A 25,421-nucleotide genomic window follows, 5' to 3' on the forward strand; every position below is an offset into this window, starting at 1 on the left:
TCGGCACGCCTTCACGCTAGGAGCGCCCCGACCACCCGCGTTGACCTCCTGCGCCCAGGGGTTGGCACGACAGCGCACTGGTCCGTGGGGAGCGGCTCACCCTTCCGTGATCCGTTCGAGGAGTTTCGTGTAGAGGGAGCGCTTGTCGGGGCGGACGCGGCCCACCGCACGTCTGAGGGCGGGGACGGCCGACGGTCCCAGGGCGATGAGCGCGTCGCCGGCGGCCTCGCGGACGACCGTATGGGGATGCTCCAACAGTCCGGTGAGGGACGGGACGGCGGGGGTCCAGCCCGCGTGGCCGAGGGCGCGGATCGCCATGCGCACCAGGTCCGGCTGGGGGTCGTCCAGCAGGGTGGCCGTGTGCCGGAGGTACGTCGGGCGGTCCAGCATCGCCCGCGCGGTTCGGTGGGCGTGCAGGCGGACCTTGGGCCTGGGGTGGTGCAGGAGTTCGCCGAGCAGGGTCCGCAGGGCGGGGTCCTGGTCGGGGGCGGGGCCGACGTGTTGCTCGGTGAGTCGGTTGAGGGCGTGGCGTATCCGTACGGGGTCGCCGCTGCGGGCCAGCTCCAACAGGGCTTCACGGGAGGGGGGTTGGAGGGCGCCTGCCGGTGTGGCCGCGGTGCGGTCGCGGAGGGAGGCCAGGGCCGCGGCGTCCCGTTGGACGGCCTTCGGGTGGCGGAGCGGGCCGTCCACGAGGAGCAGCCGGTCCGCCAGGTCGTCGCGGCCTTCCGAGCGCAGGCGCAGAACGGTCCGCGTCAGCGCGGGGGTGCGGAGCAGGGGACGGCCGTGGAGCAGGTCGAGGAATCCCCAGGCCCCGGCGGCGAGTCTCCCTTCCAGGTGCTTCGCCAGTACGTCCGCGGGGGCGGTGCGCAGCGCCCGGGCCGCTGCGGAGCCGGCCGCCGGCGGGTCCTGCTCCCACCATTCCAGGAGGAGGGGGACCAGTGGCTGCAGGTCTCGCGGGTCGAGTCGGCTCGCCACGAGGGCCGCCCTGTCGTGCAGGGTGCCGTCCGTGCGGAATTCCCTTTCGAGTTCCGTCGTGCCGATGGGCGCGTCCACGGGCACGTCGACGTGGCCCCGAAGGAACGCGCGGAGCACCTGCAGCCTCGCCTCGGGCTCGGGCCATTCCAGGAGGGCTTGGGCAGCGGTGTGCCGATCTTCCCGGGCGGGCGCCCGGAGCATGGCCGACAGACGCTCCCGCCGGGCGGTCGAGCGGGGCTGGTCGAGGTCGTCGGCGTGTACGGGCCTCGGTCGCGGCGGCGGCGCGTGGGTGGTCTCGGCGATCGTCCAGGGCGGTGCGTCCAGCGGCTGTACGTCCGTCATCCAGTCGACGAGGGCGGCGCGGACCTCGGTGCCGGCGTGGGCGTAGACGTCGATCAGCGCGGACAGGCGGTCGCGGGAGTTCAGGGCTCCGTCGTGCTCGCCGTGCCGCTCGCGGAACTCCCGCAGGGCGGTCGGGGTGCGCACCGCCCGGGTCAGCGCGGCTCGCCAGGCCGCGGTGTGGTCCTGTCCCTGTCCCGTGGCCGCCGGGGGCCGGGGAGCCGCGAACGCGTCCCGCAGCACGGCCGCCTCCGCCTCCCAGGGGTCGGCACCCAGGCGCGCCGTGGCGAGCGCCCGGTCCAGGTCGGCGCGAACCAGTACGGCGTCGAGGCCGCGGAGCAGGGGCAGGACGGACCGGCTTACCCCGGGGGTGGGCGGCAGGGCTCGTACCGCGTCGGCGACGGCCGATTTCCGGGCCGCCGAGAGGGTCGGCGCAACCGCTTCGAGCAGGGCGACGAGGTCCTCACGGTGTTCGGCCGGAGCCGTGGCGAGCGGGGCGAGGAGGGAACCGGTGGAACGGGCGAAGGCCGTCAGTTCCTCCGTCGTCCACGGCGCCGGGCAGAGGCGGAGGGTGAGGCGCAGCACGCGGTCCCGGACGGCGGGTTCGGAGTCGGCGGCCAGACGGAGCCAGTCCGCCAACAGGGGGCGCAGCGCCCGGAGCCGAGCGGGGTCCGGCAGGTCGTGCGGGCCGTCGACGAGGCGCCGGGCGACGGACGGGTTCCAGCCGTCCGACACCAGAGATCGGATGTCGCGGTCCACTCCCGCGTCGACCGCCGGGTCGGCCCCCGGGTCCGCCGCCGTGGAAGGCGGCCCGGCGGGCGGTGTGATGCCGTGCTTGACCATGGCCGTCGACAGGTCCTCGATCGTGCCCGAGGCGAGGCTGAGCCCGCGGGTCGCGAGGAGGGCGAGCAGGAGCGGTGCCACCCGTGCCGACTGGGCTTCCAGGGCGAGGACCGCGCGGGCCGACAGCGTGCCGTAGAGGCCTGCCTGCAGCAGTTGTCGGGCTCGGCCGTCCTCGACGCGTTCGGCGGCGGCGAGGACCGTGGCCGGGTACGCGTCACCGAGGATGGCCCGCAGGGCCTCGACGAGGGAGCGGCGCAGACCCGGATTGTCGTGTCGACCGAGCCAGTGGAGCAGCGCCGGTACGGCCACGGGCGTGCCCGTGCGGACCAGGACACCGGCTGCGGTCTTCTTGACGTTCATGTTCGGGTGGTCGAGGCACGCGGCGATCGCGCCGGCGGCCCAGCGGGCCCCCGCGTGGCCGAGGGCGAGCAGGGCCTGTCGGACGGTCTGGACGTCCCGGGCGGCGGTCAGCGCGATCAGGCTCGCCGACAAGGCCTGTGCGTCGTCCCCCGCGGCGTCGCGGGCGAGCAGCGCGATCACGTGCTTGCGCACGTGTCGGTCGCGGTGGCGCAGCAGGCGGTGCACCCGCGCGCGGGTGCCCGCGTAGGGGGTGCGGAGCAGGAGTTCGAGCAGGATCGCCTGTTCGCCGGCCGACAGCCCGGGCCGGTCCAGCAGGTCCAGTGCCGTGGTGGCGACGAGTGCGTCCCCCGCCTCCTGCGCGGTCGCCGCGTCGAGCAGGCAGGACGGCCTGATCCGTCCCCGTTCGTGGAGGCGACGGCCGAGGCCGTGGATGGCGTCCGCGACCTCCTGCGGTACGACGGGCTCCGCCCCGGCGGCGGCTGCGCCCGGCTGCCCGGCCGCCGCGAGTTCGGCGGTGATGCGCAGCAGCAGGTCCGCGATCACCGGCAGGGTGCCGGCGCCGCCGTGGGTGGCCAGTCGGCACAGCGCGGCCACGGGCTCGTCCGGGTCCAGGTGGGAACCGAGGAGGGCCAGTTCCCGCTCGTCCGGCCCGCCGAGGTCCGATGCGATGCGGGCCGGCAGGTCGGTGGGATCGAGGCGTACGAGGAGGGCGTGCCGGCGTGCCGGATCGTCGGTCAGGTGCCACAGCACTTCGAGGGCGCGGCCGCGGACCGCGCGCAGGTGCGGTGCGATGGTGCCGGGGGTCTCCTGGGCGGCGAGGCCGAGTCCTTCCCTCAGGGCGGCCGCCGTCCGGTGGCCGCCGATGGCCTCCAGGGCGTCCAGGGCGGCTGCGGGAGCCGACGGCAGGAGGGCGATCACGGCGTCTTCGGCGTCCGTGTGGCGCAGTGCGCGGATCGCGTCGAGGAGCGGCCCGGGCTCGGTGGCCGTGGGGAGGAGCCGGGCGATCGCGTCCCCGATCGGGAGCTCCGCCGCCCCTTGTCGGGCCAGGGCCACGAGCAGCGCGAGCCGTCGCGGCCGGTTCGGATCGTCGGCGGCCTCGTCCACCAGTACGCGGAACGTCTCCTGTCTGCAGGTGAACAGGACCGTCGCGACCTCGTGGGGCGGGATCGAGTGGTCGGCCAGTGCCGGCCCGATGACGGACGGGACGTGCGGATCGTCCGGGAAGTGCCCGCGCCGGTGGAGGCCCCGCAGGCAGGTCAGCGCCGGCCCGCCCAGCAGCAGCGGGTCCTGGGCGGCGAGGGCCGTCAGTGCGCCGATGTCGTCGCGGTCCGCCAGGTCACCGAGCAGTTCCATGGCGCGCCGGCGGAGGGCCGGGGGAAGTGCCGGATCGTCCACGACCTGCCACAGCAGGCCGCCGTGCCCGTGGTGGGCCGCGGCCGTGAGTGCGGCGGCGGCCGGCTCGGGGCGCGCCGGCGCCGAGTCGGCGGTCAGGAAGGGCGACAGGCGGGCCGCCGGCAGCGGCTCCAATGCCGCCCATGGCTGGGCGAGTTCGCCGAGGGCGGCGACGACCACGTCCGTGCTCGCGGCACCGAGCAGGTCGATCAGGTGTGCGCGGACCGGAGCGGGGGCCAGCAGACCGGCGTGCAGCCCCTGTCGGGCCAGTCGCAGCGCCGCGGACTGCAACACCGGGTCCCCAGAGGCCCCGAGCTCCTTCACGAGCTGCTCGGGCCGGTGCGCGTCGGCCGCGGTCGTCTCCCGCACGGCCTGGTACAGCAGTTCGCCCGGCGGCTCCGTGCGGACGACCGTCGGCTCGGTCAGCAGCTCGGCTCGCAGCCACGCGATCCGTACGCGTGCGGGCAGTTCGGCCGTGCGCCACGACGGCCGGGGCAGCCGCCGCGACGCGTACGGACCGAGCCGTTCGTGGAGCCGCGCCAGGACGAGTGCCGTCTCCGGCGGCCCTTCCACCGTTGGCGGCAGCAGCGCCGCCAGTGCCGTCAGCTCGGGCTCGTCGTACGGGCGGACCGTGGAGACCCGCTCGGCGAGGAGGAGCAGCCCCTGGTGCCGCACGCGGGGGTCCGGGTGGCGGATGAGACGTACGAGGTCGGCGCGGCGCACCGCGTCCTGGAAGGGTTCGTCCGCCGGCGTGGTCATCGTCGGATGTTAACGGGGCCGTTCCCGGCCCCACCAGCGAGAATCGACCCCCGCGCCTCACGCCCGGTCCCGCCACGAGCGGTCTCCGGCCGGCTCGCGAGGTACGCGCGGATCCGGTCCGGCACGGCCTGCCGTTCCCCTTCCGGCATGACGAGGATCCCCGCGCGTAGTCCGGGTGGCCGGACCTCCAGGGGTACCCCGTCTCAGAGCGCGGCCGGTTCTTCCGGTCGCGGGAAGAGGACCGCTCCCTTGGTGACCTTCGCACCGGCCCGGAGTCCGCCCCATGCGCCGGCCCGCCGGACGTTCTGGTCCGCCAGGGCGCCCAGCGACGCCTCGGCGCCCAGGGAGTCCCACAGCTTCCGCGAGGTCTCCGGCATGACGGGGTTCAGCAGGACGGCGACCGCGCGCAGCGACTCGGCGGCCGTGTAGAGGATCGTGGCGAGGCGGGCTTGGCCCTCGTCCGATTCGTCCTTGGCCACCTTCCACGGCTCCTGTTCCGTGATGTAGCCGTTGACCTGCTTGACGAACTCGAACACGGCCAGGATGCCGCCCTGGAAGTCGAGTTCGTCGCCGATGCGACGGTCCGCTTCCGCCACCGCCTTCGCGAGGCCGTCCCGGACGGCCCGCTCCGCCTCGCCGTCGGCGGTGGCCTCCGGGAGGATGCCGCCGAAGTACTTGCCGACCATGGCCGCGACCCGGGAGGCGAGGTTGCCGTAGTCGTTGGCCAGTTCGCTGGTGTAGCGGGCGGAGAGGTCCTCCCAGGAGAAGGAGCCGTCCTGGCCGAAGGAGATCGCGCGCAGGAAGTACCAGCGGTAGGCGTCCACGCCGAAGTGCGAGGTCAGGTCCTGGGGCTTGATGCCGGTCAGGTTCGACTTCGACATCTTCTCGCCGCCGACCATCAGCCAGCCGTTCGCGGCGACCTTCCGGGGCAGCGGCAGGCCCTGGGCCATCAGCATCGCCGGCCAGATGACCGCGTGGAACCGGAGGATGTCCTTGCCGACGAGGTGGACGTCGGCCGGGAACGTCGCCTCGAACCTCTCCGGGTTCTCGTTGTAGCCGACCGCGGTGGCGTAGTTCAGCAGCGCGTCGACCCACACGTAGATCACGTGCTGGGAGTCCCACGGGATCGGGATGCCCCAGTCGAAGGTCGACCGGGAGATCGACAGGTCCTGCAACCCCTGGCGTACGAAGTTCACGACCTCGTTGCGCGCGGACTCGGGCTGGATGAAGCCCGGCTCGGCCTCGTAGTGGGCGAGCAGCCTGTCGCCGTACTCGCTCAACCTGAAGAAGTAGTTCTCCTCGCTGAGCGTCTCCACCGGCCGCTTGTGCACCGGGCACAGCTTCTGGCCCGCGTACTCGCCCTCGCCGTCCAGGAGTTCGCCGGGCAGCCGGTACTCCTCGCAGCCCACGCAGTAGGGGCCTTCGTATCCGCCCTTGTAGATCTCGCCCTTGTCGTACAGGTCCTGCACGAACTCCTGGACCCGGTCCGTGTGCCTCTTCTGCGTCGTGCGGATGAAGTCGTCGTTCGACACGTCGAGGTGTTCCCAGAGCGGTTCCCACGCCTCGCCCACGAGCCTGTCGCACCACTCCTGCGGGGTCACGCCGTTCGCCTCGGCCGTGCGCATGATCTTCTGGCCGTGCTCGTCGGTCCCGGTGAGGAAGTGGACGCGCTCGCCCCGCTGTCGGTGCCAGCGGGCGAGCACGTCCGCCGCGACCGTGGTGTAGGCATGGCCCAAGTGAGGTGCGTCGTTGACGTAGTAGATGGGGGTGGTGACGTAGAAGGCCTTCGCCCCGGCAGACTCGGGTCCATTGGGATTCATGACTGGCGAGTCTAGTCGACCGCTTCGGACGGCGATCTTCGGAACACGCTTGCCGCACAAGCCAGTTGACGGCCTTCAGTGCTTCTGAGGACCGGTTCGGGCCGGGCCGCGTTCACCCGAACCGACGAAGTGGAAAGCGGGACGCGGGTGCATCAGGAAGTCGTGGTGCGAGATGTTCCAGGCGTACGCGCCCGCCAGGCCGAAGGCCACGCGGTCACCCGCCCGCAGACCCGGGGCGGGCACGTCGCGGGACAGCAGGTCCTTCGGGGTGCAGAGCTGCCCGGTGAGGGTGACCCGCTGCCCGGCCGCGGCGGGGCGGGGCCAGGGGTGGGGCCACTCGGGCACGGGGATCACGGTGCAGGGCTGGTCGTGTCCCTTGGTCGCGGGGGTGCGCATGTGGTGGGTGCCGCCGCGGACCACCGCGAACTCCTCGCCGTGGCTGTGCTTCACGTCCAGCACCTCGGTGGCGTACCAGCCGCAGTACGCGGTGAGCGCCCGGCCCGGCTCGATCCGCAGGGTGAGGCCGGGGTGGGCGTCCGCGAGGCGGGCGAGGCCGGCGCCGTACGAGGTCCAGTCGAAGCGGGTGTCGGGAGCGGCGTAGTCGACGCTCATGCCGCCGCCGATGTTCACCTCGGCCGGACGGATGCCGTGGCGGGCGGCGAGGTCCGTGGCCCAGGTGACGACCGATCCGGCGACCGCCAGTTGCGCGGGGGCGTCCAGCCCGCTCGCCAGGTGGGCGTGCACGCCGAGCAGCCGCAGCTGCGGGCAGGTGCCGTCGGTGAGCAGCCGGACGGCCCCGTCGGCCTCGGCCGGGTCGAGACCGAAGGGGGTCGGGCGGCCTCCCATGGCCAGCGAGCTGCCTTCGAGGGAGGAGGCGGCCAGGGGGAGGTTGAAGCGGAGCAGCACTCCGGGGACGGTCGCTCCGCCATGGGCGGTGGTGCGCGCGGCGAGGGCGGCCAGCACGCGCAGTTCGTGCGGGCTCTCGACGTGGAAGCGTTCCACGCCCAGTTCGAGTGCGGCCGCGAGCTCGGCGGGGGTCTTGCCGGGTCCGCTGAAGGCGAGGGCGCGGCCGGGCACCGCCTTGGCCACGTGGGCGAGCTCGCCGCCGGAGGAGACCTCGTAGCCGTCGACGTACGGGCCGAGGGCGGCCAGGATCTCCGGCTCGGGGTTGGCCTTGGCCGCGTAGTACAGCTCGACCCGCTCCGGAAGGGCGGCCCGGACGGCCGCGGCGTGCTCGGCCAGCGCGGTCAGGTCGTAGAGGTAGGCGGGCAGTTCGGTGCCGTCGAGCGTGGCGAGGCGGCTGCGCACCGCGGGGGTGGGGGCGGTCATCGGGCGCTCCGGGTGTCACGTTCGTGGGCGTGGGCGTGGGCGTGGGCGTCGGTGTGGTCGCGGGCGCCGGCATCGGCGTGGAGTTGCAGGCCCTGGGACAGCACGTCCTCGGCGAGCGGGGAGGCGAGCCGGACGTAGCCGGCGTCGCGGTCGGCCTTGCGCTCCCAGCGGGTGAGCAGGTTGGCCTTCGCGGGCAGCGGCACCCCGGCGAGCAGGGCCGCGAGGCGCGGGGGGCAGCCGTGCCGGTCGGCGTACGCCTGGAGGGTGGCGCGGACCTCGGCCCACAGGGCTGCCTCGGTGTGCGGGTGCAGGTCGGCGAGGGCGGCGAGCACCTCGGCGACGTGGTTGACGAGCAGGCAGTACACGACCCGGTCCCAGCCGCGCCGGGCGTCGTACGTCATCGGGCCCGCGACGTCGGCCGGGAGCGCGGCGAGGAGGTCGGCGTGCTGCTCGGGGACCAGCTTGGTGCCCTCCAGGTCGCGGAAGAGCACCTGGGCGGGCATACCCTCCTCGTCGACGCAGACGACGACGTTCTGCAGGTGCGGTTCGAGGACGAGGCCGTGGTCGAAGTACGCGGCCAGGACGGGCGGGACGAGCAGTTCGAGGTACGCCGTCCACCAGTCGAGGGCGGTCCGCGCGGAGGCGTGGCCGAGCAACCGGGAGACGTGTGCGGGGCCGGTGGGGTACTCGTCGGCGACGGCCGCGGCGAGCAGCGGGGTGGTGCCGGGCATCAGCCGGACGAGCAGGCCCTCGCGGACGATCACGCCGAAGCCTTCGAGGAGGGAACGGTCCGGGGTGCCGTCGGGACCGGGCAGGGCGATGCTGCGGTAGGCGGGCTCGCGGAGCAGGGCGGTGCCGGGGAAGCGGGTCTCCAGGTCGGCGAGGACCGGTGCCAGCAGGCGGGTCAGGGCGACCGCGCCGGACAGTTCGTAACTCGCGTTCTTCCGAAGGCAGTTGGTGATGCGGATGTTGAGGCTGAACTTCAGGAAGGCGGCTCCGTCGTACAGGGTGCGCACGGAGGCGGTGGCGGCGAACGGTCGACCGGCTTCACCCAGGTCCAGGATGTCGCCGCCGTCGAACGCGGCTCGCAGCCGCGGGTGGTCGCGCAGCATCTCGTACTGCCACGGGTGGGCGGGGAGCAGCCGGTAGCCCTCGGGCACGTCGGCGCGCAGCCGGTCGAGGGGCGCCGCGGCTCCTTCGCCGGCGGCCTCCTCGACGATCAGGTGCTCGCGGACGGCCAGGTGGCGCAGCCGGAAGGAGGCGCCGGTCTCCGGGGCGTACGCGAGCCAGGAGGCGGTGTCGCCGGTGCGGGCCTTGGGGGTGGGGTGGAAGCGGTGGCCGAAGACGAGTGACTGCTCGGACTCCAGATAGGCGGCGAGCCCGTCGCCGCCCCCGACCCCGGCCCCGTCCCTGCCCCCGCGCTGATCACCGGCCGGCCGCCGGGCCCGTACGGCGAGCGCGGCCGAGACGGCCTGGTGGCTGGAGGCGATCTGCTCCAGGAACTCCTCGTTGCGCACGTCGGTGCGCAGGGCGAGCTCGTCGTGCGCGTATTCGGCAATACGCCGCCAGCCGATCTCCGCCCAGCCGCCGTCGCGCTGCTCCCGTACGGGTCCGGTGAAGCGGTGGGCGCCCAGCAGGGACGTACGGCGCAGGGCGGCGCGCAGCAGTACTCCGCGGCGGGGCAGCCACAGCAGGAGGTGGCCGTCCGCGACGGCGGTCTGGTGCTCGGGGCCGGACAGCTCGCGCAGGAGGCAGTTCAGCAGGGTGTGGACGACGGCCTCGTCCGCCGTGGGCAGCCCGGTGGGGACGGCGGAGGGGAGGGCGGTGGCGGTGCCGATCTCATCGGTCAGGGACATCAACGGCTCCAGCGGGTGCGGAGAGAGCGGAGGTTCGGGGCCGGGAGGGCCCGGAGGGCCGGGAGGGCGGTGGCGCAGACGGTGACCAGCGCCACGGCGGTGCCGGTCAGTACCGGTGCGGTGGGCCCGTACAGGCCGTTGCCCGCGGCGGCGGCCAGTCCGGCGACGACCGCGCCGACCTTGGAGAAGAACTCGATCGAGCCGAACAGGCCGCCGGGGGCGCGGCCCTTGGCGCAGTCGGAGGCCATGACGGCGAGGCAGACGAGACCGAGGGTGAGGCCGGCGCCGAGCAGCAGACGGACGGCGACCAGGGTGGCGAGCGAGTGGGCGGGCCCGTGCCCGGCGAGCCCGAGGGCTATGCACGCGAAGCCGACCGCGAGGCCGAGGCGGGGTCGACGGTGGACCACCGAGTGCACCCACATCGCCGTGGCGAGGTAGCAGAGGTGGGGCAGGGCGAAGAGGACTCCGGAGACCGCCGGGGAGGTGCCGGGGATCCGCTCCTCGACGAGGGAGATCAGGTACGGGAAGGAGATCACCGTGGAGAAGACGAAGGCGAACTCCAGGGCGTACAGCCCGCGCAGGGAGGTCGCCCGCCGGGCCCCTCCGGCGGGGGCCGTCGAGGCCTGGGCGGCGGGGGCCGGGGACGCGGGGGACGCGGGGGCGGGAGCTGCCTGCGCCGCCGCGGGCGGGTGGGCGGGGGGCAGGGCGTCCGGGGCGGGCCGCGGGGTGCGGGATTCCGGCAGGGCGGTGATCAGCAGCGCCGCCGTCAGGGGGAGCACGGCCAGCAGGGCGTACTGGCGGTGCGGGGACAGCCACGGCGAGAGGCCTCCCACCGCGATCGGGGCCAGGACCAGGGCCGCTCGGGCGGCGCCCTGCATCAGGGTGAGCGCCCTGGAGAGCTCCGCGCCCTCCAGCGCGGCTCCCAGGTAGCAGTTGGACGCCGCGAAGGTGCCGCCGAGGACGCCCTGGAGCACCAGCGCCACCGTGAAGGCGGGGATGGACTCGGCCCAGCCGGCCAGCAGGAAGGACAGGGCCAGGCCCAACTGGGCGCGCAGCAGGAGCCGTTTGCGGCCGAACCGGTCGGCGAGCCGTCCCCACAGCGGGGCGCCGAGGGCCGCGAAGACGGTGGGGACGACGTAGAGCACGCCGGCCCAGCTCGCGTCGCGGTCGCCGAGCTCCGGGAGGATCTCGGTGAGGAAGGGCGGGAGGCCGAGCGCCGCGAAGGAGGCCACGAAGTAGCAGCCGGCGACGGCGCGGACCTGCCTGCGGTCGAGGGTCGGGCGGGGTTCGGGCGGGCCCGCGGCCGACGCGTCGCGCAGCTCCGGGGGCGCCGCCGCGCTCATCTCCCGCTCCCGCGGTGCAGGAGGTAGTTGGGGCCGGTGGTGTAGTGCTTGTTGATGTCGGCCGCGCCCGAGCGTTCCTTGCCGAACAGGGTTCCGGCGCTGACCATCGCCTTGACGGGGAGTTCCGGCGCGTCCAGGACCCGGGCGCGCAGCACGGCTCCCGGCTCCCCCGCTCCCGTTCCGAGCCGCTCGACGGCCTCGGCGAGCCGGTCGCGTACGAGGTCCAGCAGGGCGCCGGCGCCGGCGCGGCCGTGCCGGGCGAGCCCGAAGGCGTAGGAGCCGGCGCACAGGTGCAGGGTGATCGTGGTGAACATGTCGGTCAGCGGCCGGTCGTCCTCGCAGAGGATGCGGGCGTCGTCGAAGCCGAGGGGCGCGTCGGCGCCGAGGCTCGCGCGGACGCGGGCCGCGTGGACGCGCGGGCTGTCGTCGTCCTTGAGCAGCAGCCGCATGCGGGTGTCCCCGGCCGGGCCGTGGTCGAGCACGAGGGAGATGTTCTGCTGGTGCGACTCCAGGGCGATGCCGTGGCCGAACAGGGTCGTCTGCCAGTCGAAGAGCAGCCGCAGGTGGGCGTCGAACAGGGCGATCGGGTCGCCGCCGTGGAACCGGTCGGCGAGGTGGTCGATCAGCAGCCGCCCGCCGGGGGCTTCGGCGAGCAGGGCGGCGAGCGGGGTGACGACGGCGCCTTCGAGGCCGGCCGGGAGGCGGCGGCAGAGCGCGGCGAGGAGTTCGTGTCCGGCGTGGGCGTGAACGGTCTCGTCGGCGTGCAGGACCACGCCCTGGAAGCGCGGTTCGCGGGCGATGACGGTTTCCAGCAGCCGCTGGCCCACGACCCCGTCGGCGAGGAAGCCGGGCCGGATGATCCGGCGGTTGCGCAGCCCCAGGGTGGCGGTGGCCATGGGGACCTTGACGTGCAGGGTGGGGTCGGCGGTGACCGCGACCGTGCGCATGGACAGCGTGGGGACGACGTCGAGGTACGGGCGCTCCGCGAGCACGGCCCGGTCGGCCAGGCCCGCGGCGCCCAGGGCCTCGCGCAGCGGCGCGCCCACGGTGAGGGGGTGGACGGGGAGGGCGAGGTGGCTGCCGTCGAGCCCGGGCAGGCCGAGCGCGGCCGGGCTGGGCCAGGCGTCGGGCAGCGCGTCGGGGCCGCCCGCAACGGTGAGGTCCCGTGCGGGCAGGACGATCCAGCGCAGCCCGAAGCGTGGATGGAACTCGGGTGCGTGGGCGCGCAGTTGGTCCTCGTCGAGGCCGGAGCGGCCGCGTGCGGTGGGGTACACCGGGTGGTCGAGGCGCGCGGCGAGGGTGTCGTGGGCGATCCCGGCGGCGAGCCCGGTCCAGTCGCCGGGGTCCTCCCCGTGCGCGGCGGTGAGGGCGGTGGCGACCTCGTGGCGGGTGCGGTCGTGCAGGCGCATGGTCGCGAGGGTCTGGCGGCACTCCTCGGCGAAGGCGTCGAAGCCGGCGCGGTCGGCGGGGTCGGCGAGGACGCGGAGGGCTCCCAGGACCTCGTCGTGGGTGGTCAGTTCGCGGCCGTCCGACTCCCTGGCGAGCAGGGGCAGCCGGGCGCCGTACTCGCCCTGGTAGCCGTCCGGGGCGACCGGCAGGAGCAGGGCGTCGCCGTCACCGGCGGGCAGCCGCAGCCAGCGGCCGTCGGCACGGTCGACGGTGGTGGTGCGGGTGCGCAGGCCGACGACGTCCTCGCGCAGGAGCGCGCCGAGGACGCGGAGCATCAGCTCGGCCTCGGCCTCGATGGCGTCGGCGGGGGCTGCCGGAGCGGTCGTGGTGGCCGCGGTGGTCACGGGGCGAACTCCCAGCGCTGGGAGGCGAGGTGGTCGGCGACGACGCGGTCGACCGTCCGCTGGTCCGCGCCGCGGCCGATCGCGCGCAGTGCTCCGACGTAGTCGCGGTTGGTTCCGTACACCTCGTGCCGCTCCCCCACCGCGCGCAGCGGCCGGTAGGTCAGTTCGACGCCGTCGACGGTGAGGTCGGCTGCCCCGGGTGCGGCCGTGAGGGTGCCGGCGGTCCGGGCGCAGGGGTAGTCGACGAGGGCGGCGCCGTCCGTGCGGGCGCCGAGGTCGGCGGGGAGCGGCTCGCCCAGGTGCGTACGCAGGACGTGCTCGAAGAGCGGGATGTCCAGCAGGCGGGCGAGCATCAGGTCGATCTGGTCGCCGATGGCCCGGTAGTTGACCTCGATGACGCGGGCGCGGCCCCCGTGCACGACGAACTCGGTGTGGCAGATGCCGAATCCGACGCCGAGGGCGTCGAGTTGGGCGAGGACCTGGCGGGTGACGGGTTCGGGATGGGCGCCGACGAAGGTGCAGCGCTCCTCGATGAAGTACGGGGGCGGGGACAGCCGGGTGTGGAAGCCGCCGAGCACGTGGCGGACGGTGCCGTCGCCGAGCGTCTCGACGCTGCGCAGCTCTCCTGCCAGGTACTCCTCGACGACGAGGGCCGCCGACGGCCGGCGTTCCTGGATCTCCTTGCAGCGCAGGACCAGCTCCTCGGGCCCCTCGACCAGCACCACGTCCTCGCTGGCCACGCCTTCCCGCGGCTTGACCACGCACGGGTAGGGCACGTCCAGGGCGGTGAGCTCGACCGGGTCCCGGCCTGCGGCGAGTTCCGTGGACCACACCGCGTCCAGTCCGCTCGCGGCGAGGTGGCGCCGCATCTGGGCCTTGTCCTTGACGCGCAGCGCGGCCCGCCAGTCCTTGCCGGGGAGGCCGAAGTAGTGGGCGGCCAGGGCGGCTTGCGTCTGGAGGTGGTCGCTGTTGGTGAAGACCGCGTCGGGTGCGCGGTGGGTCGCGATCCGGGTGACGACCGCGTGGAAGTCGCGTACGTCGCACTCCAGGACCTCGACGTCCGGCCACTGCGACACCGAGCGGCGGTGCGCGGCGGGCCGGTCGGTGAGGAGGGTGACCCGGAGCCCGAGTCGGGCCGCGGCGGGGAGGAATCCCTCGGTCACCGAGTCGGTGGGGTTGAGTGCGAGCAGGTACAACCGCATGGGTTGGGCCCCTTCCGGGTGCTGGGCTGTGGGGGGTGAGCGGGTGACTGCTTTCCGGCACGCCTCGGTGCCGACGGATTTCCACATCGAAAGTCCGCACCCGCCGGCAAAGGCAGCTTAGGTTAGCCAACCCTTACTCTCAACTACCCTTCAAGACGCGCGGGGTGGCGCCGAGGGTGCAGACGCGAAGCGGCGGGTTAAGGTAAGCCTTACCTACTCCCCCGTTTGGAGTCTTTCGTGTCGCACATGATCGGGAATCGATGACCGCGGCCCCGCGCGTCGCCTCTCCCTCGCGCCCCGTCCCGGACTGCGCCACCGCACTGAGCCGGGCCTACGGGCGCCTCACGGCGGCCTGCGAGGCACTGGACGTCCGGGTGGTGACCGTCGGTGCGGCCTCGCCCTCCCGACCCTTCGCGCAATCGTCCGAACACCCCCGGCGGTGGGTCGGCGGCGCGGAGCTGGCGGCTCGGACCGAACCGGTCCGCGGCCGCCAGGCGGAACCGGTCCACGCCCCGGGGAATCCGGTCCACGCCCCGGGGGCCCTCGACGCCTTCGTCGCCGCCGAGGCCCACCGCATCCGGGCGGGCCACGGACACGATCCGCGCCCCGACGTCGCCGCCTCGCGCGCGCTCCACGACTACCTCTGGACCGTCGGCCTGCTGATGAGCGGGGTCTGGTACCTGGAGCGGCGCGTGCCGCGCGTCCGCCCGCGCGAGGTGCGCGTCGACCTGTCCACGGGCACGTTCGAGATCGCCCCGGGGGCCGGGTTCGCCTGCCTGCCCGGCGATCCGGCGGCGCACCTGGCGGGGGCCCGGGTGGTCGCGGACGAGGAGGCGCTGCGCGCCGAGTTGCGCGCGGCCGTCGCCGATCACTTCCGGCCACTTCTGGCCGCCGTCGGGCCGCGGGTGCGCCGCCGGGACCGGGCCCTGTGGGGCATGGTCACCGACGACCTCGTCTCCGGGATCTGGTACCTGGGCCGCGCCCTGGGTCAGGAGGAGCGGGCGGTGCGCGAGGCGACCGAGTTGCTCCCGACGGCCATAGCCCCCTTCCCCGGCGGCGCCGACTTCCGCCGGCTCGCGGACCGCGCCGGGCGGCTGCACCCGACCCGCACCCGGCTCGGCTGCTGCATGTACTACACCCTGGACGCGTCCCGGGCCTGCGCCACCTGCCCCCGGACCTGCGACGCCGAGCGGCTGCGCCGGATCGAGGAGCAGGCCTGAGCGCGTACGCCGAAGGGCCGGCCCCGTCCCGTACTCCTGGAGTACGGGACGGGGCCGGCCCCTTGCCCCGGTGAGCGGCCGCCTACTTGGCGGGGTCCACCTGGAAGGCCTTGGCGAGGTCGTCGAGGACCACCTCGGCGCCCTGGAGCGAGACCGAGGTCATCCAGGTGGCGTCGTCGACCTCGTGGACCTGGTTCTTCCGGACCGCGTTCAGCCGCTGCCACAGCGGGTTGGCGAGGAACTTCTTCTTGCGCTCCTCACCGCCCGAGAAGCTGGTCGTGAAGATGTGGTCGGCGTCGGCCTGCTGGATCTGCTCCTCGCTGATCTCGATGTTGAACTTCGCCTCGTCGCGCTGGTTCTCGGGGCGCGTCAGACCCATGTCGGCGAGGATGATGCCGCTGAAGGTCTTGGGCAGGTAGATGCGCGTCGGACCGTCGACGAAGCGGACGACCGAGAAGGTGGGCTTGCCGTCGGCCGCCGAGCCGCCGCCCTTGGCGTTGATGGCGTCGCCGATCTTCTTGGCCCGGGTCTGGTACGCCGTCAGCTTGGCCGCGGCCTTCTCCTCCTGACCCAGCGCCTGGCCGAGGAAGGTGATGTTCTCCTTCCAGATCGGACCGGTGGTCTTCACGAAGACGGTCGGCGCGATCTGGCTCAGCCGGTCGTAGAAGTCGGCGTGACGGACCGTCGCCGAGACGATGAGGTCGGGCTTGAGGGCCGCGATCGCCTCCAGGTTGGGGCTGTCGAGGGGACCGACGTCCTTGGTGTCCTTGACCGCGGCACCGAGGTAGGGCGGGAAGCCCTTCTGGTCACGGTACGACCCGATCCCGCCGACCAGCGGCGCGTCGAGCGCGACGACCGCCTCGACCAGGCTGTTGTCCAGGGCCACCACGCGCTTGGGCTTGGCCTTGATCTCCGTCTTGCCCTTGTCGTGGGTGAGCGTGCGCGGGAAACCGGCCGACTCGGCGGTGGTCGACTTCGACGACTCGGCGCCCGACTTCATGTCGTCACCGCTGCCGCCGCAGGCGGCCAGCGAAAGGGCGAGGGCCGCCGCGAGAGCGGCCGCGGCGATCCGGCCCGGCCGGCGGCGCTGAGTGGAGGTGTTCATCGGTTCTGGTTCTCCAAAGGGAACATTCATTCTTAGGTAAGGCTTGCCTGAGTGAACGCACCGTGAAGACTAGCTGCTCTTCGTGGTCGAAATCCAGACGGGACCATGGAACACATTTGGTTAGGCATCCCTTACCTTGTGGGAGTGTCCCTGAAGCCCGTCACCGCGTCCCCCGGCGCCGCCGGCGCCCCAACCGTCCCACCACCAAGCAGAGTTGTGTCCCGCTCCCTGGTCCTCGCGGCGCTGGTCGTCATCGTGGCGGCCATGGGCTGTGCCTCCCTGGCGATCGGCACCAAGGCCGTGCCGCTCTCCGACGTGCTGGCCGCGATATCGGGCAGCGAAGCCGGTGACGCGGTCGTGGTCCGCGAACTCCGCATGCCCCGCACCTTCCTGGGCCTGCTGGTCGGGCTCTCGCTGGGCGCCGCCGGCGCGGTCGCCCAGGACATCACCCGCAATCCGCTCGGTGACCCCGGACTGATCGGCATCAGCGCGGGCGGCTCGTTCGCGGTCGCCGCGAGCATCGGCGTGCTGGGACTGACGAGTTCGTACCAGTACATCTGGTTCGCGTTCCTCGGCGGGGCACTCGCCGGGCTCATCGCCTACGCCGTCGGCGGCACCGGCCACGGCGGCGCCACCCCGGCCAAACTCGCCCTGGCCGGCGCGGCCGTGACCGTACTGCTCGACGCGGGCACCAACACCCTGGTGCTGCTCGACGTGCGCACCCTGGACCAGTACCGCTTCTGGGCCGTGGGCTCCCTGGCCGGCCGCGATCCCGAACTGGGCGTGCAGCTGCTCCCGTTCGTGGTCGTCGGGCTCGTCCTCGCCATCGGGCTCGGCGGCCGGCTCAACGCGCTGGCCCTCGGCGACGACCTCGCGAGCTCGCTCGGCACCCCGGTCAAGTCCACCCGCGCCCTGGGCGCCCTCGCCGTGATCCTGCTGACCGGCGCGGCCGTCGCCGCCGCGGGTCCCGTGACCTTCATCGGCCTGGTCGTCCCGCACGTCGTACGGGCCTTCACCGGGCCGGACGCCCGCTGGCTGGTGCCGTGTTCGGCACTGGGCGGGGCCTCCCTGATGCTCGCGGCCGACGTGGTGGGCCGGATGGTGGCCCGGCCGGGCGAACTGGAGGCGGGCGTGGTGACCGCCCTGCTGGGCGCGCCGTTCCTCGCACTGCTGGTCAAGCGCGGCAAGCTCAAGGAGCACACCCGATGAGCACGACGAGTGCGACGGCGCCGCGCGCCGCGACCGCGACGGCCCGTCGGAAGGGGCTCCGGCGCGTGCGGGTCGAGTGCGGACCCGTCGGCTTCGCCGTACGACCCCGGGTCGCCTTCGCCGTGCTCGGGCTCGTCGTGACCGGGTTCGCGGCCCTGATCGCCTCCGTGTCGCTGGGCACCTTCGCGATCCCCGTCGGCGACGTACTGGGCGCGGTCCTCGGCACCGGTTCCGGCGCGGCCGATCTGATCGTCCACCAGCTGCGGCTGCCCCGCGCCCTGACCGCACTGCTGGTGGGCGCCGCGTTCGGGCTGGCCGGCGCCGTGTTCCAGGCCGTCACCCGCAACCCGCTCGCCAGCCCGGACCTGATCGGCATCGCGGCCGGCGCCGGTGCCGGTGCGGTGTGCGCGATCCTCATCGGCGGAGTCACCGCGGCCGGCGCCGGCACCTTCGGGGCCGTGCCCTTCGGGGCCCTCGCCGGCGCCCTGCTGACCTCGCTCGCCATCTACCTGCTGGCCTACCGGGACGGCACCATCACCGGGTACCGCTTCGTCCTCGTCGGCCTCGCCGCGAACGGCGCGCTGATCGCGCTGACCCGCTGGCTGCTGGCCCGCGCCGACATCGACCAGGCCTCCCGCGCCATGGTGTGGTTGACCGGCAGCCTCAACGGGCGCGGCTACGAGCACGTCCGGTGGGCCGGGCTCGCGCTGGCGGTGCTCGTACCGCTGACGCTGGCACTCGCCCGCCCGTACCAACTCCTCCAGTACGACGACGACACCGCGCGCAGCCTCGGCATCCCGCTGCGGCACGCCCGGATCGCCCTCCTGGTCCTCGCCACGTGCCTCACCGCGCTGGCCACGTCCGCGGCCGGACCGATCGCCTTCATCGCGCTGGGCGCCCCGCAGATCGCGCGGCGGATCACCGGCAGCGCCGGCATCCCCCTGGTCACCAGCGCGCTGACCGGGTCGGTCCTGCTGATCCTCGCCGACCTGGCCGCACGCCTCGTCCTCGCCCCGACCGAACTGCCCGTCGGCGTCCTCACCGGAGCCGTGGGCGCCCCGTACCTGCTGCTGCTCCTCGCCCGTACCAACCGGGCCGGAAAGGGAGGCTGACATGACCGCCCCGCTGACCGAGACCCCGTCCACGGGCACCGCGCCCACCGACACCGTGCCCACCGACGCCCCGCCCACCGCGCTGCACACCTCCGCGCTGCGCCTGGGCTACGGCGACCGCATCGTCTCCGAGGAGCTCGACCTCGACATCCCGTCCGGGCGGGTGACGGCGCTGGTCGGCCCGAACGCGTGCGGGAAGTCCACCGCGCTGCGGGCGCTGGCCCGGCTCCTCAAGCCCGCCGGCGGAGCCGTCCACCTGGACGGCGAGGACATCGCGGGCCTGTCCGCCCGGGAGTTCGCGCTGCGCCTGGCCCTGCTGCCGCAGACCCCCAGCGCACCGGACGGCATCTCCGTGCGCGACCTGGTGGCCCGCGGCCGCACCCCGCACCAGCGGTGGTGGCGCCAGTGGTCCTCCTCCGACGAGGCCGCGGTGGACGCGGCCCTGGCGGCGACGGGTTGCGCGGAGCTGGCGACCCGCGCCATCGACGAGCTGTCGGGCGGACAGCGCCAGCGCGTGTGGATCGCGATGGCCCTGGCCCAGCACACGCCGGTGCTGCTGCTGGACGAGCCGACGACCTACCTCGACCTCGCCCACCAGGTCGACGTCCTCGAACTGGTCGCCGACCTCAACCGCACGGAGGGCCGCACGGTGGTGATGGTCCTGCACGAGCTCAACCTCGCCTGCCGCTACGCCGGACACCTCGTCGCGATGCGCGACGGCCGGATCGTCGCCGCCGGCCCGCCGTCGGAGATCGTCACCCCCGAACTGGTCCACGAGGTCTTCGGCCTGCGGGCCGCGGTCATCGAATGCCCGGTCGCCGGCACCCCCCTCGTCATCCCGATGGGCGGCCCCCGAACGGAAATCGTCTGACGAGCCGTAAGGGGCTCCCGGTACGTAAGCGACGGGTGTGAAACCCGATCGGCTGTAACGCGTTAGAGGCATGGGGCAGAGGGCCGACCGATCGCCCGCCCGACCGCCCCACCGCCCGCCTGCGACGCAGTCGAACGTACGAGGAGCCCGATGACCAGCGCGACGACGACGAACCCGAAGCCGAAGCCGGCCGGACGCGGCCGGATGAAGCTCGCGGCCCGCTGCCGGCTCGTCACCGAAGCCCCCTCCTTCGGGATCGTCGTCTTCTGCGCGATCCTCTTCAACGCGGCGCTGATGGGCCTGGAGACGTACAGCGGTCTCGCCGGGCAGTACCGGCTGCTGCTGGGCGGCGCGGAGAACTTCTGCCTGGCCCTGTTCACGCTGGAGATCCTGCTGCGGATCGGGGCGCAGGCCGACCAGCCGAAAGCATTCTTCCGCGACCCGTGGAACCTCTTCGACCTCGCGGTCGTGGCCTCCGCCTTCCTGCCGTTCGTCCGCGAGAACACCACCATCCTGCGGCTGCTGCGCCTGGCCCGCGTCCTGCGCACGGCGCGCTTCCTGCCGCACCTGCGGATCCTGCTGATCGCCGTGGGCCGCAGCCTGCCGGGCACCGCCAGCTTCCTGTTCGTGGGGGCGCTGGTGGTGTACGTGTACGCCATGATCGGCTGGGTCTGCTTCGCGGAGGCCGACCCCGAGCACTACGGCTCGGTGGGCCGGGCCGGGCTCACCCTGTTCCTGCTGACCACGCTCGACGGCCTGACGGACGCGGTGCGGGCGGGACTGCAGATCTCCCGGCTCAGCATCGTCTTCTACGCGTCGTACGCGCTGCTCGCCTCCTTCGTGCTGGTGAACGTGCTGATCGGTGTCGTCCTCAACTCCCTGGACGAGGCTCGGGAGATCGAGGAGGAGAACAACCGCGTCCCGGCGCAGGCCGGCCCGGAGGGGACGGACCTCAAGGAACGGATCGCCACGGCGCGGCGGGCGCTGGACGAACTCGAGGCGAGCCTGCCGGTGGCGGGCGCCGCACCGGTCGAGGCCCGGCCGGAGCGGGAGCCGGTGGGCTCACGCTCCGGAGGCTGAGTCCGCCTCCCCGGCGTCGCGCAGGCTGATGTCCCAGGCGCCGTCCTGGAGTCGCTCGACGATCCAGCGGTGCGGCTCGCGCGAGGAGGGGAGTTCGGCGTCCGGGTCGGGTCCGAAGTTCGCGCGCACGAAACGGACCCGGCCCTGGAAGTCGGCGGCTTCGAAGGTCACCGGAGCCCCGAACGCGGCCATGGTCGACAGCAGGCCGCCTTCCCATGCCGTGTGTCGGAAGGACACCGGCCCGGCGAAGGCGACGTCGTGCAGCCCGACCATCTCGCGGAAGACAGCCCGCTCGAAGTCGGCCCTGCCGCCGACCCAGGCCGAGTTCATGTCGGACGGGCCGTCCGACACGGCCCGGGCGAAGGAGACGTCTTCACTGAAATCGCATTCCGAGAACCCCGCACCGTCGCCGAAGCGTGCACGTCGGAACGTGGCCGCGGCGCGGAATCGGGCGCGCTCGAAGGCGGCCGCGTGCCGGAACGAGGATCCGTCGAAGGACGCCCTCCCCACGAAGGTGGATCCGGTGAAGACCGCCCGCCGTTCGAACCTGGCACGGCGGAAGGAGGCACTGCCGGTGAACTCCGCCTCCACGGTGGACCAGTCGTCCACGAAGCGTGCGCGGTCGAAGTCCGCCCTGCCCAGCCTGACGCGCCCCGTCCCCGGCTCCGTCACCGCTTGCAGGAGTTGCCCGAGCAGGCCGGGGGCGAAGGTGGTGCCCCTGAAGTCCACTGCCGCACCCGGCCCGAGGGTCGTGAGGTAGGCGGCCCGCTCGGCGCTCTCCACGTGCGCCAGGCAGCGGCCGTACCCCGGCAGCGTGATGCCCCTGCACCCCTCCGCGTGTTCGGGGGCGTGGTCGCAGTGTTGCCAGTCGATCGCCTCGCGCCGGAGCTCATCCACCTCGATCAGGGCCTGCCCGAGTTCGGCCGGGTCGTGAACGAGAACCCAGCCCGTCGACCCGGCGCCGTCCGGCGATACGGTCCGCGGCCCGACCGTCCCGAGGCACTCGCCGAGCTCTTGGAACAGGGAACGGGACAGGACGGTCCGGACGGCGGCGGACGTCGGCGGAAAGGGCAGTTCGCGCGCCTGATCGACGGCGGACGCGAAGGCGTCCTCCCGATGGCTCACCACCACCGCGACGGCCTCCAGCTGCCATGGATGCCGGCCGAGCAACTCGTCCGCCGCCCGGTCCAATGCGGACAGGATCCGGCCGACCACTCCGGCCGAACCCGGTTCGTCCACCGTGACGAGCCGAACCGTCTCGGAGCCGTCAGGCACCCGCACCACCGCCCCGGTGTCCCGCACGAGGTCCCTCAGGGCCTCGTCCAGCAACTCTCCCGCCGTGCGCGGCCACACGGCCTCTTCCATCTCCTCCGGTGGACGTCGGACACAGACCGCCAGGCCGACCTGAGATCGCCGGTCGGTCTCGCCGCGCTCCACCCTGCGCGCGGCGAGGAAGCCGCGGAAGCCCGGCTGGTCCCGCAGGACCCGGCCCGCCAGGAACACCATCCGGTCCGGCCAGACCCCGTGGACGATGCCGATCAGCGCCCCGTCGCGGGAGACCGGGCCGCCCCGGTACTGCGTCCAGCTCTCCGGTTCGGCCGTGAGCCGTACCAGTTCGCCGTTGCGGGCTCCGTTGTACGGGAGCACCTCGCCCGTCAGGGCGATGCGCTCGCCCTGGTCGGTGAAGCCGTCCACCCGACCCGGGCCCGCCTCCTCGTCCGACCAGCGCAGGGGCTCCGCGAACACGGCCGGGTCCGCCAGGTCCTCGTCGGCCCGCAGCAGGACCACCCTGGGCAGGGCCTCGTCCCACCACACGGAACGGCAGCCGATCTCCCGGCCCCCGGCCCTGACCCAGGCGGTCACGCTGCCGGCCGGCACGTCGCCGACGGTGAGCACCAGGCGCGGCGTCAGCAGGGTGCCCACCTCCTGCGGCTCGGGCATGGTGTCGTAGCGGACGCGGACCACGCGGTCGGCCAGGCCCGGCTCCGGGTGGGAGGGGCGCGGCCTCGCCGCGAACGGGACGGCCTCCGGAGAAACGAGCCGTCGGCCCTCGCGGCCGTTCGTGACGCGGGTCGCGGAGAAGTCCGGTCCGGGGCCCCGGTTGCGGGTCATGTACTCCCAGACGCGGCGGCGTACGAGTTCCCGTACGGCGGCCACCTCGCCGCGCAGCTGTGCGCCGAGCAGTGCCTCCCGTACACCCGGCAGGAACTCGAACTCGACGTCGTCCGCGGCCTGTTTCGGACCCCAGGGCGCGAAGAGCCCGCCGAGGGCGACCTCCGCCAGGTGCCCGTGCTCCGAGTCCCGCAGCAGCGAGCGCCGTACGAGGGTCATCACCGGCAGGGTCAGCGGTACGGCGGCCAGGTGGGCGGCGAGCTGCTGGGCGGTCGGGGAGGCGTTGGCGCGGAAGCGTTCCACGACCTCCAGCGCACTCATGGCCCCCGGAGGGGCGGGGGTGTCCGGGGGTGCCGTGAAGCCCGGTCGCGCGTCCAGGCGCAGGCAGGCCAGGCGGTGCCGGCGGCCGTCGCCGGAGACCACGCGCAGCAGCCGGGCCAGGCCGGCCGGGGCGAGTCCGACGACGGGGACGACGGCGGGGGCGGAGGCGGAGGAGTACGAGGAGGACGAGGAGGAGGCAGTGCCGGGGCGCCGGCGGCGGGTGGCGCCCCGGCCGCCCGGGAACCGCTGCCAGGTGCGGGTGGCGACGGCCGGGCGGTCCGCGCGCAGGGAGAAGGGGACGGGCCGGACCGCGCCGCGCGTCCACAGCCGTTCGGGCAGCACGTTCAGCACGGCCACGGCGTTGTGCGCGCACCAGTGCCGCAGCACGCCTTGGAGCGGCGCTTCGCGCCAGCCGCCGGCCACCGTGTCGGAGAGCACGAGGAGCAGCCGGCGGCCCGCCGGGTCGGCCAGTTCGAGGGGGTTGCGGGGCGGCCCGCCCCGGCGGTGGGTGACCATCGGGTCGGCTCCGGAGGCGGTGCCGGTCAGCTGCCAGGTCCGCACGTCGCGGAAGATCCCGCTGCGGGTGAGGACCTTGCGGAACTCGTCCACGAGGTCGGCCCAGAGCAGCATCGAGTGGTGGGTGTCGACGACCAGCGCCAGGTCCAGCCAGCGGCTCTCGGCGGGCCGCAGGACCGGGGTGGGCACCATCCGCTCGATGCTGCGTTCCACGGTGAGCTGCTCGTCCAACTCCTCCCCGGGCCCGCCGATGGAGCGCCGGCCGACGGGGCGCAGGGCCCGCATCAGACCGAGCGGATCGTCGAGGGAACCGGCGCGCGGCAGCCGCAGGGGCGTGCCGCGGCGGACGGTGGCCGCAGCGGCCGCGTCGGCCGCTTTGTCGGCGGGTGCGGCTGCCGGGTTCCCCTCCGGGTCGCGGACGGGCACGGCCGTCGGGTAGAGCCGTACGGCCGGCTCCGCGCCGTCCCGACCGCCGCCGCCGTGGCCGGGGACCGGCTCGGGGTCCGCGGGCGCGGCGGCCCGCGGCTGCTCGCCCCCGGGCCCCGGCTGCGGCGTCCCGGGCGGGCGGGCGGCCGCCGGGTCCACCCGGGCCGCCAGCCACAGGATGTCGGCGATCTCCTCGACGCCGACGCCGGGGCGCGGGCCGCCCTCCCCGGCGCCGTCGGGGAATGCGGCGAAGGCGGCGAGCAGCTCCTCGATCACGCCGTCGGCCCGGTCAGGTGCTGCATGACGGTGTCGAGGAAGCGGTCGCGGTCGTCGGGGGCCGACCAGGCGCCGGCGAGCCGGAGCTGGATGGCGTTGAGGAGTTGGTCGGTGGCCAGGTCGCCGTCCTCCGCGCGGTCGAGGAAGGCCCGTACGAGGTCCCGGTACTCCTCCTCGGTCTCGATGTCCACGCCGAGGCGGCGGCGCACGATGCGGGCGAGCTTGCCGAGTCCGGGGGCGTCCAGGTGGAGGCGGACGCAGCGGCGCAGGAAGGCGGGCGGGAAGTCGCGTTCGCCGTTGCTGGTGAGGACGACCACGGGGAAGTACCGGCACTGGACGCGGCCTTCCTCGATGCGCACGGCGGCGTCGAGGCCGTCGGCCGTGCCGATGGGCACGGTGCGACTCTGCTTGGCGAGGCGGGCGAGTTCGGGGATGACGAAGCCGCCGTCCTCGAAGACGGTGAGGAGGTCGCCGGGCAGGTCGATGTCGCTCTTGTCGATCTCGTCGACGAGGAGCACGCGGGGGCGGTCCTGCGGCAGGAGGGCGGTCCCGAGCGGGCCCAGGCTCAGGTAGCGGGAGATGGAGGGGGCGGTGACGGGTTCGGGCGCGGCTGCGGGCGCGGGCACCGCGGCGGCGGGCACTGCGGCGGGCGCGGCCGGTGCGGTGCCGGGCGGGCGCAGCTGTTCCAGGCCGGCCTCCTGGAGGCGTCCGACGGCGTCGTAGAGGTACAGCCCGTCGCGCAGGACCGTGCGGCTGGTGATCGGCCAGTGCAGTACGGGCCCGAGGCCCAGGTCCGTCGCGATGCTGTAGGCGAGCGAGGACTTGCCGACCCCCGGCTTTCCGGTGATGAGGAGCGGCCTGCGCAGGAGCAGCGCCGTGTTGACGACGTCCTTCTCCGGCTCGTCGGGTACATAGCCCTCCCCGCGCTCCACGGTCTGCCGCCAGGCCTTCCCCTCGCAGCCCGGTGGCGCGTACTCCGGGTCCGGGACGCCGTTGAACCTGCGCCAGGGCGGCGGCGGGCCGGCCTCCAGGCGGGCACGCCGGTCCGCGCCCTCACCGGTCCCGTGGTACAGCCACCAGTCCTTCGCCACTGCCTGTGCCTCCATCGTCGGTGTCGCCGTCGGTCCGTGGTCGGGGAGAAGGGATCAGGGATCAGGGATCA

At 74.0% G+C, this 25,421-nt stretch carries 15 protein-coding genes; 5 read left to right on the forward strand and 10 right to left on the reverse strand.

All coding sequences use genetic code 11. The annotated features are described in order from the left end of the window. Nucleotides 1-96: 96 nt before the first annotated feature. The 7 genes from ACFYZL_RS36125 to ACFYZL_RS36155 form a co-directional block, all read right to left on the reverse strand. Nucleotides 97-4,668 carry a HEAT repeat domain-containing protein gene (locus tag ACFYZL_RS36125; RefSeq protein WP_388684950.1) on the reverse strand — a complete coding sequence of 1,524 codons (4,572 nt, stop codon included), beginning with the start codon at nt 4,666-4,668 and terminating at the stop codon, nt 97-99. A 203-nt stretch (nt 4,669-4,871) separates the two neighbouring features. Continuing rightward, nucleotides 4,872-6,488, reverse strand: a complete 1,617-nt coding sequence (gene metG / locus ACFYZL_RS36130; protein WP_388684953.1) for a methionine--tRNA ligase — start codon at nt 6,486-6,488, stop codon at nt 4,872-4,874. A 75-nt stretch (nt 6,489-6,563) separates the two neighbouring features. Beyond that, nucleotides 6,564-7,817, reverse strand: coding sequence for a type III PLP-dependent enzyme (locus tag ACFYZL_RS36135; RefSeq protein ID WP_384754065.1), 1,254 nt, complete (start codon nt 7,815-7,817; stop codon nt 6,564-6,566). Further along, the gene (locus ACFYZL_RS36140) at nt 7,814-9,673 is read right to left on the reverse strand and encodes an IucA/IucC family protein (protein WP_388684955.1); all 1,860 of its coding nucleotides are present in this window, start codon (nt 9,671-9,673) and stop codon (nt 7,814-7,816) included. Before ACFYZL_RS36140 ends, ACFYZL_RS36135 begins: the two co-directional genes overlap by 4 nt. Further along, the gene (locus tag ACFYZL_RS36145) at nt 9,673-11,016 is read right to left on the reverse strand and encodes an MFS transporter (RefSeq protein ID WP_384754059.1); all 1,344 of its coding nucleotides are present in this window, start codon (nt 11,014-11,016) and stop codon (nt 9,673-9,675) included. Before ACFYZL_RS36145 ends, ACFYZL_RS36140 begins: the two co-directional genes overlap by 1 nt. Continuing rightward, nucleotides 11,013-12,740: an IucA/IucC family protein gene (locus ACFYZL_RS36150; RefSeq protein WP_388685007.1), complete on the reverse strand. Its 1,728-nt coding sequence runs from the start codon at nt 12,738-12,740 to the stop codon at nt 11,013-11,015. Before ACFYZL_RS36150 ends, ACFYZL_RS36145 begins: the two co-directional genes overlap by 4 nt. Nucleotides 12,741-12,805: 65 nt before the next feature. Then, nucleotides 12,806-14,011 carry an acetyl-CoA carboxylase biotin carboxylase subunit family protein gene (locus ACFYZL_RS36155; RefSeq protein WP_384754056.1) on the reverse strand — a complete coding sequence of 402 codons (1,206 nt, stop codon included), beginning with the start codon at nt 14,009-14,011 and terminating at the stop codon, nt 12,806-12,808. A gap of 260 nt (nt 14,012-14,271) precedes the next feature. Between ACFYZL_RS36155 and ACFYZL_RS36160 the strand changes: the two genes are divergently transcribed. Further along, nucleotides 14,272-15,231: a (2Fe-2S)-binding protein gene (locus ACFYZL_RS36160; RefSeq protein ID WP_388684958.1), complete on the forward strand. Its 960-nt coding sequence runs from the start codon at nt 14,272-14,274 to the stop codon at nt 15,229-15,231. 82 nt (nt 15,232-15,313) lie between these two features. Here the strand turns inward: ACFYZL_RS36160 and ACFYZL_RS36165 are convergent, their stop codons facing one another. Next, nucleotides 15,314-16,336 carry an ABC transporter substrate-binding protein gene (locus tag ACFYZL_RS36165; protein ID WP_388684960.1) on the reverse strand — a complete coding sequence of 341 codons (1,023 nt, stop codon included), beginning with the start codon at nt 16,334-16,336 and terminating at the stop codon, nt 15,314-15,316. A gap of 216 nt (nt 16,337-16,552) precedes the next feature. Here ACFYZL_RS36165 and ACFYZL_RS36170 point away from each other — a divergent pair, with 216 nt between their 5' ends. From ACFYZL_RS36170 to ACFYZL_RS36185, 4 genes are all read left to right on the forward strand, one after another. Then, the gene (locus ACFYZL_RS36170; RefSeq protein WP_388684962.1) at nt 16,553-17,545 is read left to right on the forward strand and encodes a FecCD family ABC transporter permease; all 993 of its coding nucleotides are present in this window, start codon (nt 16,553-16,555) and stop codon (nt 17,543-17,545) included. Beyond that, nucleotides 17,542-18,657: a FecCD family ABC transporter permease gene (locus ACFYZL_RS36175; protein ID WP_388684965.1), complete on the forward strand. Its 1,116-nt coding sequence runs from the start codon at nt 17,542-17,544 to the stop codon at nt 18,655-18,657. The genes ACFYZL_RS36170 and ACFYZL_RS36175 overlap by 4 nt, the downstream gene beginning before the upstream one ends. A 1-nt stretch (nt 18,658) precedes the next feature. Further along, nucleotides 18,659-19,528 (forward strand): ABC transporter ATP-binding protein, encoded by an 870-nt coding sequence (locus tag ACFYZL_RS36180; RefSeq protein ID WP_388684967.1) that lies wholly within the window; start codon nt 18,659-18,661, stop codon nt 19,526-19,528. A gap of 150 nt (nt 19,529-19,678) precedes the next feature. Next, the gene (locus ACFYZL_RS36185) at nt 19,679-20,608 is read left to right on the forward strand and encodes an ion transporter (RefSeq protein WP_384757675.1); all 930 of its coding nucleotides are present in this window, start codon (nt 19,679-19,681) and stop codon (nt 20,606-20,608) included. Here the strand turns inward: ACFYZL_RS36185 and ACFYZL_RS36190 are convergent. Both ACFYZL_RS36190 and ACFYZL_RS36195 read right to left on the reverse strand, forming a co-directional pair. Further along, nucleotides 20,591-24,259, reverse strand: coding sequence for an SAV_2336 N-terminal domain-related protein (locus ACFYZL_RS36190; RefSeq protein WP_388684970.1), 3,669 nt, complete (start codon nt 24,257-24,259; stop codon nt 20,591-20,593). The genes ACFYZL_RS36185 and ACFYZL_RS36190 overlap by 18 nt on opposite strands. After that, nucleotides 24,256-25,365 (reverse strand): AAA family ATPase, encoded by a 1,110-nt coding sequence (locus tag ACFYZL_RS36195; protein ID WP_388684972.1) that lies wholly within the window; start codon nt 25,363-25,365, stop codon nt 24,256-24,258. The genes ACFYZL_RS36190 and ACFYZL_RS36195 overlap by 4 nt, the downstream gene beginning before the upstream one ends. Nucleotides 25,366-25,421 lie beyond the last annotated feature (56 nt).

This window comes from Streptomyces sp. NPDC001717 (genome assembly GCF_042892775.1).
Taxonomy (GTDB): Bacteria; Actinomycetota; Actinomycetes; order Streptomycetales; family Streptomycetaceae; genus Streptomyces.

Coding starts and splice junctions, on each gene's coding strand:
- ACFYZL_RS36185 (WP_384757675.1), top strand. CDS start 19,679: ATGACCAGCGCGACGACGACGAACCCGAAGCCGAAGCCGGCCGGACGC.
- ACFYZL_RS36195 (WP_388684972.1), bottom strand. CDS start 25,365: ATGGAGGCACAGGCAGTGGCGAAGGACTGGTGGCTGTACCACGGGACC.
- ACFYZL_RS36180 (WP_388684967.1), top strand. CDS start 18,659: ATGACCGCCCCGCTGACCGAGACCCCGTCCACGGGCACCGCGCCCACC.
- ACFYZL_RS36125 (WP_388684950.1), bottom strand. CDS start 4,668: ATGACCACGCCGGCGGACGAACCCTTCCAGGACGCGGTGCGCCGCGCC.
- ACFYZL_RS36160 (WP_388684958.1), top strand. CDS start 14,272: ATGACCGCGGCCCCGCGCGTCGCCTCTCCCTCGCGCCCCGTCCCGGAC.
- ACFYZL_RS36175 (WP_388684965.1), top strand. CDS start 17,542: ATGAGCACGACGAGTGCGACGGCGCCGCGCGCCGCGACCGCGACGGCC.
- ACFYZL_RS36155 (WP_384754056.1), bottom strand. CDS start 14,011: ATGCGGTTGTACCTGCTCGCACTCAACCCCACCGACTCGGTGACCGAG.
- ACFYZL_RS36135 (WP_384754065.1), bottom strand. CDS start 7,817: ATGACCGCCCCCACCCCCGCGGTGCGCAGCCGCCTCGCCACGCTCGAC.
- ACFYZL_RS36165 (WP_388684960.1), bottom strand. CDS start 16,336: ATGAACACCTCCACTCAGCGCCGCCGGCCGGGCCGGATCGCCGCGGCC.
- ACFYZL_RS36145 (WP_384754059.1), bottom strand. CDS start 11,016: ATGAGCGCGGCGGCGCCCCCGGAGCTGCGCGACGCGTCGGCCGCGGGC.
- ACFYZL_RS36140 (WP_388684955.1), bottom strand. CDS start 9,673: ATGTCCCTGACCGATGAGATCGGCACCGCCACCGCCCTCCCCTCCGCC.
- ACFYZL_RS36150 (WP_388685007.1), bottom strand. CDS start 12,740: ATGCTCCGCGTCCTCGGCGCGCTCCTGCGCGAGGACGTCGTCGGCCTG.
- metG (WP_388684953.1), bottom strand. CDS start 6,488: ATGAATCCCAATGGACCCGAGTCTGCCGGGGCGAAGGCCTTCTACGTC.